This window comes from Duganella sp. BJB476, assembly GCF_003416895.1.
Taxonomy (GTDB): domain Bacteria; phylum Pseudomonadota; class Gammaproteobacteria; order Burkholderiales; family Burkholderiaceae_D; genus Rugamonas.
In genome coordinates this window covers 647,724-660,687 of sequence record NZ_QVIO01000002.1, presented here as the reverse complement: position 1 = coordinate 660,687, position 12,964 = coordinate 647,724, and the positions used below count along the sequence as shown (strand labels likewise).

Sequence of the window (12,964 nt, the reverse complement as noted above, 5' to 3'; positions counted from 1 at the left end):
TATGTACGCTGGCGTACATTAGCTGTCCGCCAGGAAACTCAACTAATGGCACAGCAAGATTTTGCGGGCCTGCTGGCGCAGTTCGGCGCGGAAGTCGGGATGGGCGATGGCGATCAACGCCTCGGCCCGCTGGTGGGCGGACTTGCCGCGCAGCTGGGCCACGCCGTATTCGGTGACCACGTAGTTGACGTCGTTCTTGCCGGTGGTGACGTGGGTGCCCGGCGTCAGCGTCGGCACGATGCGCGAGATCGCTCCTTCCTTGGCGGTGGACGGCAGCACGATGAAGGCCTTGCCGCCGCGCGAGCGGTTGGCGGCGCGCACAAAATCGACCTGGCCGCCGGTGCCGGAATAGGGCAGGTGGGCCAGGCTCTCGGAGCCGCACTGGCCCAGCAGGTCGACCTGCAGGCTGGCGTTGATGGCCACCAGCTGGTTGTTCTGGCCGGCCAGGTAGGGATCGTTGGTGTAGCTGACCGGGTGCATTTCCAGCATCGGGTTCTGGTGCATAAAGTCGTACAGCTTGCGCGAGCCGAGCGCGAAAGTGGCCACCATGCGGCCCGGCAGCCAGCTCTTGCGGCTGTTGTTGACGGCGCCGGACTCGACCAGTTTCAAAATGCCGTCGCCGATCATTTCGGTGTGGATGCCCAGGTCGCGCTTGGCTGTCAGCTGCATCACCACCGCGTCGGGGATGCCGCCGTAGCCGATCTGCAGCGTCGAGCCGTCCTCGATCATCGCCGCCACGTGACGGCCGATGGCTTCCTGCACCGGGCCGATTTTTGGCAGGCCAACTTCGATCACCGGTTCGCTGCTCTCCACCAGCGCCGTCACCTGCGAGATATGGACGTGGCACTGGCCGTGCGCGTAGGGCACGTTGGGATTGACCTCCAGCACAATCGCGCGCGCCTTGAGGATGGCGGCCATGGTGTAGTCGGCGCCCAGGCTGAGCGCGAAATTGCCGTGCTCGTCCATCGGCGCTGCCATCGAGAACACCACGTCGGCCGGCAGCAGTTCGCGCTCGATCAGCGCCGGCAGCTCGGAAAAATACGCGGGAACGAAATCGGCCCAGCCTGCTTGGCCGGCCGCGCGCGAGGCGCCGCCGAAGAACAGCGCGACGTGGCGCACGTGGTGGGCGGTGTCGCAATCGAAGTAGCCGTATTTGCGCATCGCCAGGATCTGCGCCACTTTGACGTCGTGGAAGCGGGTGCGCTGGTCGGACAGCGCATGCAGCAGCGAAGGCGGTTCGCCGGCGCCGCAGGGGACGATGATGGTGTCGCCGTCGCGCAGCAGGTCCAGCGCTTCGCTCGGGGAGCAACGCTTGTCGTCATACAGGGCTTGCATATCGACCGCCTTTCGCATGGTGAAATGTCACTATAAACCAAGTAGCCGCAAAATATGTCGGAAACGTGGTGCTGCGCACAGAGGTGTTGCGCCCGTCGTCCTACGATGAGGTTTATGAAACCCATCCTCTACGTCCTGGCCTTGACCGGCCCCCTGTCCGCGGCGGCGCAAACAGCGTCGCCGGTGCAGGTGTACGGCCTGCTCGACGCCGGCGTGGTGGCGGAACGCGGCTGTACCGGCGATTGCGTGCGTACCCGGCTCGACAGCGGCATCGCGTCCGGCTCGCGGCTGGGCCTGCGCGGACGCGAGGACCTGGGCGGCGGCACGGCGGCGGTCTACACGCTGGAGGCGGGCATCCTCAACGATAGCGGCGCCTCCGACCAGAACGGCAGGCTGTTCGGCCGCCAGGCCTATGTCGGGCTGGACGGGCCGCTGGGCATGGTCACGCTGGGCCGGCAGTACAACCTGGTCTACGAAACGCTGACCGACGTCGCCGATCCCTTCCACGGCGGCATGGCGGGCAGCGCGGCCAACCTGGTCGGCTATACCGTCCAGCGCTACGACAACACGATCAAGTACCAGTCGCCGCGCAGCCGGGGCGGCTGGACCGGCGCCGCCATCTACAGCTTCGGCGAGTCGCCCTACAACAGCAGGGTCAACCGCGCTTACGGCGCCACCATCGGCTATGCCAACGGCGCCGCCACGCTGCGCATCAGCCACCAGCGCAAGGACAACCTGCTGGACGCCAACGGCACCATGCCGGCGGTCGACCAGTCGGCCAGCAATACGCTGGTGGCGGCCAATATCGACTTCGGCCGTTTCGTCGGCTATGCCGCGTACGGCCACAGCCGTGGCGACGGCAGTTCGCCGTGGGACATGTCCAACCCTTACGGCGCGGTGGCGCAGAGCTCGCCGTCCAACAACAGCCGCGATGTGCTGGTCGGCATCGCCGTGCCGATGGGCGCCACCACCTGGCTGGCATCCTGGATCCACAAGGACGACCGCAGCGGCGCCAATCGCGACGCCAACCAGTTCGCCGTCGGCGCCAGTTATGCGCTGTCGCGGCGCACCGACTTCTATGCTTCGTTCGCGCGCATCCAGAACCGCAACGGCGCCGGCTACACGGTCGGCAACGCCAGCGCACCGGGCCACAGCGACCGCGCCGTCACCATCGGCCTGCGTCACTCTTTCTGATCCATGATAAATTGCTTGTTTTACTGATCACCAGGAACAAGCATGTATCTGACTTACTTCAACGGCAGCTGGTCTGAAGGCAATACCCCTTTGTTTGGCGCGATGGATCACAGCGTATGGCTGGGCTCGTCCGTGTTCGACGGCGCGCGCTCGATACGCGGCCACATGCCGGACCTGCGCCTGCACCTGCAACGCGTGATCACCTCGTCGGAGCGGGTCGGCCTGGTCTGCCCCTTGAGCGTCGACGAGATGGAAAAGCTGGTGCGCGAAGGCGTGGCCAAGTTCCCGGCCGATGCCGAGCTGTACGTGCGTCCGCTGGTGTTCGGCACCGACGGCCTGCTGGTGCCGCTGCCGGACAAGAGCGCTTTCGCGCTGACACTGTTCGATGCGCCGATGCCGCCGTTCACCGGCTTCTCGGCCTGCCTGACGGCGCTGCGCCGTCCCGATCCATCGATGGCGCCGACCGACGCCAAGGCATCGGCGCTGTACGCCAATACCAGCAAGGCGATCCGCGAAGCGCAGCAGCGCGGCTTCGACAATGCGGTGGTGTGCGACAACGCCGGCAACGTGGCCGAGTTCGCATCGGCCAATCTGTTCCTGGTCACGCCCGAAGGCAAGGTGGTGACGCCGGTGGCCAACGGCACCTTCTTGTCCGGCATCACCCGCGCGCGCGTGATCGCCTTGCTGGCGAAAGAGGGCATCGCGGTCGAGGAACGTTCGGTGCGTCCCGAAGAGCTGGAGACGGCCATCGAGATCTTCAACACCGGCAACTACGGCAAGGTCACGCCGTGCATCCGCTATGAGGCGCGCAGCCTGCCGGTGGGGCCGATCGCCACGCTGGCCTTCCAGCGCTACATGGCGTTCTCCGACAGCGAGTAATCAATTGGATCGGGCCGGACAGGTGGCGCCCAGCCAGCGTCCGGTCGATTCCACCTGCACGTTCTGCGGCTTGCCGCCGGCCTCGCTGGTGACGTTCATGTTCATGACATAGTTGCTGTCGCCGTTGAAGCGCAGCGCGCCGGTGCCGCTGGAGACCGGGTCGGTGCAGCTGAACGAAATATTCATGCCGCCCGCCACCGGATCGCTCTTCGAGCTGCACTTGCCCTGCTGATTCACCGGCATTTCCTTTTTCGCCGCCATCTCGGGCGTGACGCAGGCCTTGATGATGATGGCGCCGTCGCCGCCGGCTTGGGGCAAGGAGGCGCCGTTCTGTTTCATCAGGGCCTCCATCTGTGCGCGCTGCTCGGGCGGCATATTGGCCAACTGCTTGAACAGCGCGTTCATGGCCTGGTCGGTCTGGGCGTTGCCGGTCTTGACCTTGTTGGTCAGCTCCCACAAGCCGGGCTTGATGTTCTGGGCCGAGGCCTGCACGGCGGCCAGCATGGCCAGGGAAATTATCAGTCGCTTCATGTGATCTCCTGAAAATGAAAAACGGCGCGCCACCGTCAAGTGGAGCGCCGCTTCAAAGGCTGACAGAGGTGGCGCTACACGCCGCGTCCGCTAATCAGGCGCAGCAGCACCATGATGATAGCAACGACCAGCAGGATGTGGATAAATCCGCCGATGGTGTAGGAAGTGACCAGGCCTAGCAGCCACAGGATAAGCAAAACGACAGCGATGGTATAGAGCATGATTCTCTCCTCAGGTTGTTATGCGACGTCCATGTTGGTCATCGATTGCGATCTCGAACCTGCAACCCTGTTGCCATGTTCGTATCTTGTAGCCATTATCTGCAATGCCGGGGCGGGTCTCTGTACGGTATCGTACTTAAGCTGAACGCAACTGGCCGTTGACGATCTTGACCTGGTCGCCCGAACTCCATTGCGGCTGCGCCGACTGGTGCAGCACGCGTTTCTTGCCATTGTCCATGCGCACCACGATCTCCCAGCTGTGCGTGGTTTTCATATTGCCTTCGACCTGGTTGCCGGCCACTGCGCCGCCGACCGCACCGGCCACGGTGGCCAGTTGACGGCCATGGCCGCTGCCGACCTGGTTGCCCAGCAGGCCGCCGAGGATGGCGCCGCCGGCTGCGCCCACGCCGCTACCCTGGCCACGATGCTCGATCGAACGCACCGACTCCACCACGCCGCAGTTGCTGCAAACGGCCGGACCCTGTTGCGCGACCTGTTCTTGCTGCTGCTGCTGCTGCTGCTGCTGCTGCTGCTGCGCCGGATACTGGCCCTGGCCCGGTGCGGCGTTGCTGGCGTAGCCGGCCTGTTGCGATTGCTGCGACGGCAGCGGGTGTTCCGCCGGCGGCACCGACGACAGCTGGCCCGGCATAGGCGCGGCGCCAGGCACGGTGGCGCTGGAGGTCGGCAGCCAGCCCATGATGGCGGCGCTGCCGACGCCGCAGAACAGTACCACCGCGACGGCGGCGATGACCATGATAGGGTGGAGCGATGGCTTGCTGGTTGGGGTGTCCATGATGTATGTCCTGTTATTGGTTAGAGTAGTGGATTGCAGCCCGGATTTTCCCTCAAGACTTGTCCTGCTTCCGTGCGTCACCGTACATACAGGGCAATTCACAGCCTTTACGCTGGTCCCATGCATACCCATCCCTCCATTTTTACCGACGACGACAGGGCGCAGGCCAGGCCCACGCTGAACCGCTTGTTGTCCGGCCTGCCGGACGACGATCGCTCCAGGCTGTTGGCGCTATGCGACACGGTCCGGCTGGAAGCGGGCCAGGTGCTGTACGAGCCGGGCCAGACTGTCGACCACATTTATTTTCCGATCGGCTGCCTGATCTCGCTGCTGGCGGTGGCCGAAGGCCGCATGACGCTGGAGGTGGGCTCGGTGGGGCAGGAGGGCATGATAGGCGCGTCGGTGGCGCTGGGCCACGGGCAGGCGCTGGTGCGCGCCGTGGTGCAACGCGCCGGCCGCGCCAGCCGCATCGAGGCGGCCGCCTTTCGCGCCGAGTTCAAGCGCACCGCTTCGCTGCAGCGGCTGCTGTACCGCTACACCGACACCTTGCTGGCGCAGGCGATCCAGATCGCCGTGTGCAGCCGTTTTCACGTGCTGGAAGCGCGCCTGGCGCGTTCGCTGCTGATCACGCGCGACCGCCTGCAATCGGAGAAATTCCACCTGACCCACGAGTTCCTGGCGCACGCGCTGGGCGTGCGCCGCGTGGGCGTGACCAAGGCCGCCAGCGCATTGCAAAATCAGAAACTGATCAGCTACAGCCGGGGCAATATCGAGATCCTCGATTCGGCCGGGCTGGAGGCGGCGTCCTGCCGCTGCTACGAACTGGTCAAGGACGACGGCGCCATTGGCATGGCGAACGTCTTTCTGTAACGCGAAAAACCCGAACGGCAAAAGAAAAGCGGACCACGCAGGTCCGCTTTTGCTTTGATGCCATAGCCGATTAACGCGGCGGCTTGTTGACCTGGTTGCCGATCACGCCGCCGACGGCTGCGCCGCCCACGGTGCCGACAGCGCTGCCGCCGGTCAGGACCGAGCCGGCAACCGCGCCGATGCCGGCGCCGACGGCGGTGCTTTTATCCTGGCTGGACATGCCCGCGCATGCGCTCAGGCCCAGGGTGGCCGCCACGATGGCGGCGGTCGATACCAGCTGTTTGATGTTGTTCATGATTTTCTCCTTGCAACTGATTGAGGCGCGGCAGGGAATGCCTGCACCAATGACCTCAGCGTACGCAAGAATTCAGGGCAATTCCGTTCGGCAGCGCACACAGAGCTGCGCTGGCTTTCAGTGTTTCAGCGGTGGTTTCGGCGCCAGCGTCTTGCCCGGCGGCGGCGCCACCGGCTTGCCGCCTTGCTGGACCAGCAGGGTGGCGCAGCCGGTGGTTTCGCCGGGGCCGGCGTTGATCAGCGGCAGGATGGCGGCCACCGGCGCCACCACGGCCAGCGCCAGCGCGCCGCCGGCGCGCAAGGCCAGTACGCCCTTGTCGACGCTGATGTCCGGATCCTTGAAGGTGCCGCGCACATAGATCGGCGCCCGCAGCGAGATCACCCGCAAGCCCTTGGCGTCGGGCCGCAGGGTCAGGTCCATTTTCTCGTTGCCCAGGTTGACCGTGCCGGAGATGTCGATCTTGGCGTCCGAGGTGTCGACCACGAACAGGCGCGACTGCATCAGGCCATTGGTCACGCCGAAGTCGGTCACCATGCAGTTGAGCTTGACCTGCTTGTCGCCGATCACCTTGGTCAACACGACGTTGCCGATGTTCAGGCCCATCTCTTCCAGCAGCAGCTTGCTGACGCTGCCTTCGTTGATCACGCCTTTGAGTTCGCCGTTCGACGTGGCCAGCAGGCCAGCCACCGAATTGCCGGTGGCCGACAGCGAGATGTCGGCGTTGACCTCGCCCACCGTGGCCTGCATTTCCTCGATGCGCGGGAACAGCTGGCGCAGCTTGAGGTGGCGCGCGCCGGCCTTCAGTTCGGCGCGGATGGCGTTGGGGTTGAGCTTGCCGCTGCCGTCCAGCAGCACGTTGGAGGTGAAGCGGCCGCCGGCGATGTCGAAGTTCATCGGCGTCAGCGACAGCACGCCGTCCTGCATATTGATCATGGTGTCGAGGTTGGCGATCGGCAGGTCCTTGTCGCGCGTGATGTGCTGGGCCTTGAAGGCGACCTTGGCGTCCAGCGCGGTCCAGCGCTCGGTCTTGAACGGCTCCACCGGCAGCACGCGGTCGCCCGGCTGCACCGGCGCCACGCCGCGCGCCTCCTTGCTGGCGTTGGAGTCGGCGCCGATCAGCGGCCCCAGGTCGGAAAACTGCAGCAGCTTCGATTGCACCGCGCCCGTCAGCAGCGGCCGCGCCAGCGGCTGGCCGGACCGGTATTCGAACTTGCCGCCGATGTCGGAATGGCCGACCCGGCCGCTGAACTGGTCGTAGGTCCAATGGCTGGCGTGGGCGCCGAGGTTGGCGGTCAGGTGGCCCTCGGTGGCGAAGGGTGGGGTTTCCGGCAGCAGCACGCCGGTCAGGCCGTACAGGCGCGCCATGCTGGGGCCGGACACCTTCAGCCGCATGTCCAGCGCGGCCAGCGCCGACGGCTTGGTCAGCGTGCCGACGATGGCGATGCTGGTGCCGCCGACGTTGATGTCGGCCGCCAGCGGGTAGGGCGTCGATTGCTGCTGCAGGGACAGCACGGCGCCGGCCTTGCCGCCGCCGGAGATGTTCTGCTTGTTCCACTTGCCGCGCACCTTCCAGGCCACGCCGTAGGTCGGATCGGCGTTCAGCGTGTCGACCTCGGCGACGGCGTCCACGTGCGTCATGGCGTCGACGTAATGCACCGTGCCCTTGGTGAACACCACGCGCTGCAAGTCCAGCTGCCACGGCGACGGCTTGTCGGCCGGCTTGAAGGTCCAGTTGTTGCGGCCGTCCTCGTTACGCTGCAACAGCACCACCGGGCTGTCGAAGCGCAGCACCGGGATCGACAGCTTGTGGTCCAGCAGCGGCAGCAGGTCGATCGAGAAGGAGAACTGGCTGACGCTGGTCATCTCCATCTGCGCCGGCCAGGCCGCCGGGTTGCCGACGTGGACGTCGCGCGCCACCAGGTGTGGCAGCGGCAGGTAGTCGCTCCAGGTGCGGTCGGCGTCGCTGTGGCCCTGGCGTTCCCAGGTCAGCGACAGGTCGCCGCGGATCGCGAACGGACGGTCGATGGCTTCGCTGACTTTCTCGTTCAGCCATGGGCGCGCCCGGTTCCAGTCGTAATTGACCAGGACGATGACGGCGATGGCCGGCACGGCGACCAGGACGCCGGCGACGGCAAGTGCGATGCGGGTGCGGCGATGGAGCTGGGACATGACTGGCCTGTTTTCTTATTGGAGTGGCGCTATTTTACTAGCCCACACCTGGCGTGCAATGTGCGGCACCGTACTGAGGCTGCATCGGCAAGGGCATATAACGTCAACCTACCGAATGATTTTTAAGGAGAAGAATAATGATCACCATTCCATACCGTCTCAGCCTGCTGTGCACCGTGGCCGCCGTACTGGGCCTGAGCGCCTGCGCCAGCGATAAAACCCCGGCCACCGCCGACGTCGCCGTATCGCGCGCCGCCGTCGCCAACGCCACCAGCGCCGGCGCCGCCGACCTGGCACCGGCGGAAATGCAATCGGCCCGCGAGAAACTGATGCGCGCCAACCAGGCGCTGGCCGCCAAGGACTACAAGACCGCGCAGGACCTGGCCAACCAGGCTTCGGCCGACGCCCAGCTGGCGCAGAGCAAGGCCAGCTCGACCAAGGCCACCATGGCGGCGGACGAGCTGCAGCAAAGCATACGCGCGCTGCGTGAAGAACTGAACCGCAGCAACGCCACTACCCAACAATAAGGAGCTCCGCCATGAAATCCCTGTACCTCATTCCGTCCGTATTCGCGCTGTCCATCATGTTCGCCGCCTGCAGCACCACGCCGACCACCACCAGCCTGCTGGATCAAACCCGCGGCGACTTCATGGCCGCGCAAAGCACGCCGTCGGTCGCGGCCAACGCGCCGCTGGAATTCAAGGCCGCCTCCGATGCGCTGGACCGCGCCAACGCCGCCGCCGCCAAGAAGGAAAGCCTGGACGAGATCGACAAGCTGGCCTACATCGCCCGCCAGAAGATCGCCACCGCGCGTGAAGTGGCGAAACAGAAACAGGCCGAGAACGAGATGGCCAACGCCGGCCACCAGCGCGACGAGATCCGCCTGGAGCAGCGCACGATGGAAGCCAACCAGGCCAAGTCGCAAGCCAACCTGGCCAAGGCTGACGCCGACGCCGCCCGCGCCCAGGCCGATGCCGCCGCCAACAGCGCCCGCGACGAAGCGGCCAAGAACGCCGCGCTGCAACAGCAGCTGGCCGACCTGCAAGCCAAGCAGACCGACCGCGGCATCGTCATCACGCTGAGCGACGTGCTGTTCAACGTCGATCGCGCCGAGCTGAGCGCGGAAGGCATGCGCACCGCGCAGAAGATGGCCGACGTGCTGTTGCAGGAACCGCAAAGCGCGGTGCTGATCGAAGGCTTTACCGACAGCACCGGCAGCGCCGCGCATAACCTGGAGCTGTCGCAGCGCCGCGCCGAATCGGTGCGCAACGCGCTGATCGGCCTGGGCGTCAAGAGCGACAAGATCGCCACCCGCGGCTATGGTGAAGCCTTCCCGGTCGCCAGCAACAGCGATGCCGGCAGCCGCCAGCTGAACCGCCGCGTCGAGATCGTGCTGTCGCAGAACGGCGCGCCGATCGCCACCCGTCACTAACCACGAAAGGAAAGCAGATCATGGCTGAATCCACACCCACCGGTATCGACAAGGAGGCCATCCGCGCGGCCGCCCGCAACCTGCAGGATGGCCCGGTCACGGCCGGCTACCAGGGCGACCGCGCGGCCGTCCTCAAGATGCTCAACGATGCGCTGGCCACCGAACTGGTCTGCATTCTGCGCTACAAACGCCACTACTACACGGTGACCGGGCGCGACAACGGCCCGATCAAGGCCGAGTTCCTGGAGCATGCGATGCAGGAACAGGAACACGCAGATTGGCTGGCTGAGCGTATCATCCAGTTGAATGGCCAACCTGATTTCAATCCAGCAACATTGCTCGCACGTAGCCATGCCGAGTATGATGCATCTGACGATGTGCAATCGATGATCAAAGCCAACCTGATCGCCGAGCGTGTCGCCATTGAGTCGTACCGCCAGATGATCGAACAGATCGGCATGACCGACCCGACCACCCGCCACTTGTTGATCAAGATCATGGCGGTGGAAGAGGAACACGCGGACGATATGCGCGATTTGCTGGGATAATGATCAGTTAGTGGCTATTTTGCAGTTTGCTGTACAGTTTTCACTTCACACAACCATAACAGGAGCTCCATCATGCTGGAACAAAACATCAGTACCGTGAATAACGACGTGAAAACTCTGGTTAAGGATGCGCAAGCATTGTTCACCGCCGCCACCGCGCTGACCGGCGAAAAAGCCGAAGAACTGCGCGGCCGCGGCATGCGCGCGCTCGACACCGCGCTGGCCAAGGCCCACGAAGCCCAGCAGAGCGCGGTCGCCGCCAGCAAGGAAATGGCCAAGCAGGCCGATGTCTACGTCAAGGAAAACCCATGGCGTTCGATCGCCGCCGCCGCCGGCGTCGGCCTGCTGATCGGCGTCATCATCGGCCGCAAGTAATCCATCGTGTCCGATGAGATGAACCGTCCACCGGGCTTGATCGCGTCGCTGGGCAATATTGCCCGCAACAGTATCGGCCTGGTGCTGACCCGGCTGGAGCTGGCCGCGCTGGAATTGTCGCAGGTGCGCAATCACCTGCTGCAACTGGTGCTGGTGTTCGCGCTGGCCGTGGTGGCGGGTTGCTTCGCGCTGGCCTACGGCACGGTGACGATCGCCTACCTGGCCTGGGACTCGATCGGCTGGAAGATCCTGCCCATCATCACCGGCGTGTTCCTGCTGATCGCGATCGGCTTGATCCTGTACGCGCGCGGCATGATACGTAGCGGCAAACTGTCGATGCCGGCGACGATGGCGGAACTGAAGTCCGACCGCGACATGCTGTTGTAACCGGGAGAGCAGATGAGCAAAGAAGCTGAACGCGCCGCCGTCGAGGCAGACAAGCAGCGCCTGATACGCGAAGGCGAGCTGTATCGCATCAAGGTGGTGCATGCCAAGGCGCTGGTCGGCAATGCCTTGCAGCCGGACGCCATGTTTCATGGCGCCGTCGAGCAGGCCATCGGCATGGCCCAGGCCCGCCTCGGCGGCCTGTTGCAGCCGGGTGGACTGAAGAGTGTCAACTTCAAGTCCTTGCTGCCGTATGCGCTGACGGTGGGTTCGTATATCGCCCGCAAGCGCCTGGTCAAGCCGGCCATCGGCGTGGCCCTGGCCGCCGGCCTCGGCATGGCGTGGCTGTTGCGGCGCAAACCCGCGCCGGAGCAGGAGTAGTCCCCCAAACGCCGCAACTGCGGCGTTTTTTTATTGGAGTCACAGATGAGCAGTGCTATACCCGAATTGAATCCCCAGCGCTTGCGCGTGGTCCTGGTGTTGCAGGGCGGCGGCGCGTTGGGCGCTTACCAGGCCGGCGTGTTCCAGGCGATGCACGAACACGGCCTGGCGCCGGACTGGATCGTCGGCACCTCGATCGGCGCGATCAACGCCGCCATCCTGGCCGGCAATCCGCACGAGACCCGCCTGAGCCGCCTCAAGGAATTCTGGGACGGCGTGGCCCACCGCGACAGCTACGACATGAGCCGGGTGCCGGACATGCAGCGGCGCTCCAACGTGCTGCTGCAAACCTGGGACACCGTGATGCGCGGCGTGCCGGGCTTCTTCAAGCCGCGCTTCATGAGTCCGTTCGCCATGGGGACCGCCGTCGCGCCCGAGCAGGCCAGCTTCTACGACACCAGCGAGCTGGGCGACACGCTCAAGCGCCTGATCGACTTCGACTACCTGAACGCGCCGGGCGGCATGCGGCTGACGGTCAATGCGCTCAAGGTCACCTGCGGCACGTTGCGCAGCTTCGACAACCGTGAGCAGACGCTGTGCGCCGACCATGTGCGCGCCAGCGGCGCCTTGCCGCCGGGCTTTCCGCCGGTGCGCATCGACGGCGACCTGTACTGGGATGGCGGCCTGTATTCCAACACGCCGCTGGAAACCGTGCTGGACGATAACGAGCATGTCGACACGCTGTGCTTCATGGTGGACTTGTGGAACGCCGACGGCCCGGAGCCGACCACGCTGGACGAAGTGCAGACGCGGCAGAAGGATGTGAGCTTCGCCTCGCGTTCCAAGCGTCACCTGCAGGATTACGTCGCCACGCACAAGCTGAAGCAGAAGCTGCGCGAGCTGTATGGAGAATTGCCGGAGCGCGCCAAGTCGGCGCAGGGCATGCAGGAACTGGCCGGGCTGGGCGGCGACAGCACGCTGCACGTGGTGCGGCTGGCGTATGCGGGGCGCGACTGGAATATGGCGGCCAAGGACATCAACTTCTCCAAGGGCTCGATCGAATGGCGCTGGGACCAGGGCTACCAGGATGCGCTGCGCGCCATCAAGGCGGCCGGCTGGTTGAGCTTTGTGACGGAAGATACGCCGCTGGTCGTGCACGAACTGCCGCCGTTGCGGCAGCCGGCGCACGACCAGGAGCGGGCGGCGTAAGCCTTAGTGCGGGTGGTTCTCCGCGCGGATCTGCGCGGCGTTCGCCATATCGTGCTGATAGGTGGCGCGCGCCTCTTTCATGCAGGCGCTGCGTTCGGCGGCCGGGCCTTGCTTGCAGGCGAGGTTGGCCTCGGCCAGCGCGGCGCCGATTTCCTTGCGCAGCGTGCGCAACTGCTCGGCCGGGCTGGCGTCGTCCTGGTACCAGCGCGGCGGATCGCCCCTGGCGATTTCCGCCTGCTGCAGGCGCAGGTTCTGCGGCGGCGTGGTGGTGGTGTTCGCCTGGGTGGCGAACGCGGCGCCCGCCAGCGCCGCGCCGATGATGAGGTGCTTGAATTGAGCCATGATTGC

Annotated in this window: 17 protein-coding genes; 10 read left to right on the top strand and 7 right to left on the bottom strand. The window is 65.2% G+C overall.

Annotated features, from left to right (window positions below):
• Positions 1-42: 42 nt before the first annotated feature.
• Positions 43-1,335 (bottom strand): acetyl-CoA hydrolase/transferase family protein, encoded by a 1,293-nt coding sequence (locus D0T21_RS12570; RefSeq protein WP_116989523.1) that lies wholly within the window; start codon positions 1,333-1,335, stop codon positions 43-45.
• Between the two features lie 114 nt (positions 1,336-1,449).
• Between D0T21_RS12570 and D0T21_RS12565 the strand changes: the two genes are divergently transcribed.
• Both D0T21_RS12565 and D0T21_RS12560 read left to right on the top strand, forming a co-directional pair.
• Positions 1,450-2,529 carry a porin gene (locus tag D0T21_RS12565; RefSeq protein ID WP_116989524.1) on the top strand — a complete coding sequence of 360 codons (1,080 nt, stop codon included), beginning with the start codon at positions 1,450-1,452 and terminating at the stop codon, positions 2,527-2,529.
• Positions 2,530-2,571: 42 nt separating this feature from the next.
• On the top strand, positions 2,572-3,408 hold the full coding sequence (locus D0T21_RS12560) for a branched-chain amino acid aminotransferase (RefSeq protein ID WP_116994412.1): 837 nt from the start codon (positions 2,572-2,574) through the stop codon (positions 3,406-3,408).
• Here D0T21_RS12560 and D0T21_RS12555 read toward each other — a convergent pair whose 3' ends face one another.
• The 3 genes from D0T21_RS12555 to D0T21_RS12545 all read right to left on the bottom strand — a co-directional run bounded on the left by D0T21_RS12555 (position 3,409) and on the right by D0T21_RS12545 (position 4,953).
• Positions 3,409-3,939, bottom strand: a complete 531-nt coding sequence (locus D0T21_RS12555; RefSeq protein ID WP_116989526.1) for a DUF3617 domain-containing protein — start codon at positions 3,937-3,939, stop codon at positions 3,409-3,411.
• 74 nt (positions 3,940-4,013) lie between these two features.
• The gene (locus D0T21_RS12550; RefSeq protein WP_008446864.1) at positions 4,014-4,160 is read right to left on the bottom strand and encodes a lmo0937 family membrane protein; all 147 of its coding nucleotides are present in this window, start codon (positions 4,158-4,160) and stop codon (positions 4,014-4,016) included.
• A gap of 136 nt (positions 4,161-4,296) precedes the next feature.
• Positions 4,297-4,953 (bottom strand): glycine zipper 2TM domain-containing protein, encoded by a 657-nt coding sequence (locus D0T21_RS12545; RefSeq protein ID WP_116994411.1) that lies wholly within the window; start codon positions 4,951-4,953, stop codon positions 4,297-4,299.
• A 120-nt stretch (positions 4,954-5,073) separates the two neighbouring features.
• Between D0T21_RS12545 and D0T21_RS12540 the strand changes: the two genes are divergently transcribed.
• On the top strand, positions 5,074-5,823 hold the full coding sequence (locus D0T21_RS12540) for a Crp/Fnr family transcriptional regulator (protein WP_116989528.1): 750 nt from the start codon (positions 5,074-5,076) through the stop codon (positions 5,821-5,823).
• Positions 5,824-5,893: 70 nt separating this feature from the next.
• Here the strand turns inward: D0T21_RS12540 and D0T21_RS12535 are convergent, their stop codons facing one another.
• Together D0T21_RS12535 and D0T21_RS12530 are read right to left on the bottom strand one after the other, a co-directional pair.
• The gene (locus D0T21_RS12535) at positions 5,894-6,118 is read right to left on the bottom strand and encodes a glycine zipper 2TM domain-containing protein (RefSeq protein ID WP_116989529.1); all 225 of its coding nucleotides are present in this window, start codon (positions 6,116-6,118) and stop codon (positions 5,894-5,896) included.
• A 117-nt stretch (positions 6,119-6,235) separates the two neighbouring features.
• The gene (locus tag D0T21_RS12530) at positions 6,236-8,287 is read right to left on the bottom strand and encodes an AsmA family protein (RefSeq protein WP_116989530.1); all 2,052 of its coding nucleotides are present in this window, start codon (positions 8,285-8,287) and stop codon (positions 6,236-6,238) included.
• A 137-nt stretch (positions 8,288-8,424) separates the two neighbouring features.
• On the opposite strand from D0T21_RS12530, the gene D0T21_RS12525 reads away from it, so the two are divergent.
• The 7 genes from D0T21_RS12525 to D0T21_RS12495 all read left to right on the top strand — a co-directional run bounded on the left by D0T21_RS12525 (position 8,425) and on the right by D0T21_RS12495 (position 12,616).
• Positions 8,425-8,814: a DUF4398 domain-containing protein gene (locus D0T21_RS12525; protein ID WP_116989531.1), complete on the top strand. Its 390-nt coding sequence runs from the start codon at positions 8,425-8,427 to the stop codon at positions 8,812-8,814.
• Between the two features lie 11 nt (positions 8,815-8,825).
• Positions 8,826-9,719, top strand: a complete 894-nt coding sequence (locus D0T21_RS12520) for an OmpA family protein (RefSeq protein WP_116989532.1) — start codon at positions 8,826-8,828, stop codon at positions 9,717-9,719.
• Between the two features lie 20 nt (positions 9,720-9,739).
• Complete coding sequence (locus D0T21_RS12515; protein ID WP_116989533.1) at positions 9,740-10,267, top strand: bacterioferritin; 528 nt, start codon at positions 9,740-9,742, stop codon at positions 10,265-10,267.
• Positions 10,268-10,339: 72 nt separating this feature from the next.
• Positions 10,340-10,642, top strand: a complete 303-nt coding sequence (locus tag D0T21_RS12510) for a YqjD family protein (protein ID WP_008446875.1) — start codon at positions 10,340-10,342, stop codon at positions 10,640-10,642.
• 18 nt (positions 10,643-10,660) lie between these two features.
• Positions 10,661-11,029 carry a phage holin family protein gene (locus D0T21_RS12505; RefSeq protein WP_116989534.1) on the top strand — a complete coding sequence of 123 codons (369 nt, stop codon included), beginning with the start codon at positions 10,661-10,663 and terminating at the stop codon, positions 11,027-11,029.
• A gap of 12 nt (positions 11,030-11,041) precedes the next feature.
• The gene (locus D0T21_RS12500; protein WP_116989535.1) at positions 11,042-11,407 is read left to right on the top strand and encodes a hypothetical protein; all 366 of its coding nucleotides are present in this window, start codon (positions 11,042-11,044) and stop codon (positions 11,405-11,407) included.
• 45 nt (positions 11,408-11,452) lie between these two features.
• Entirely contained in the window at positions 11,453-12,616 is a 1,164-nt protein-coding gene (locus D0T21_RS12495) for a patatin-like phospholipase family protein (protein WP_116989536.1), read from the top strand.
• Positions 12,617-12,619: 3 nt separating this feature from the next.
• Here D0T21_RS12495 and D0T21_RS12490 read toward each other — a convergent pair whose 3' ends face one another.
• On the bottom strand, positions 12,620-12,958 hold the full coding sequence (locus D0T21_RS12490) for a hypothetical protein (RefSeq protein ID WP_116989537.1): 339 nt from the start codon (positions 12,956-12,958) through the stop codon (positions 12,620-12,622).
• Positions 12,959-12,964 lie beyond the last annotated feature (6 nt).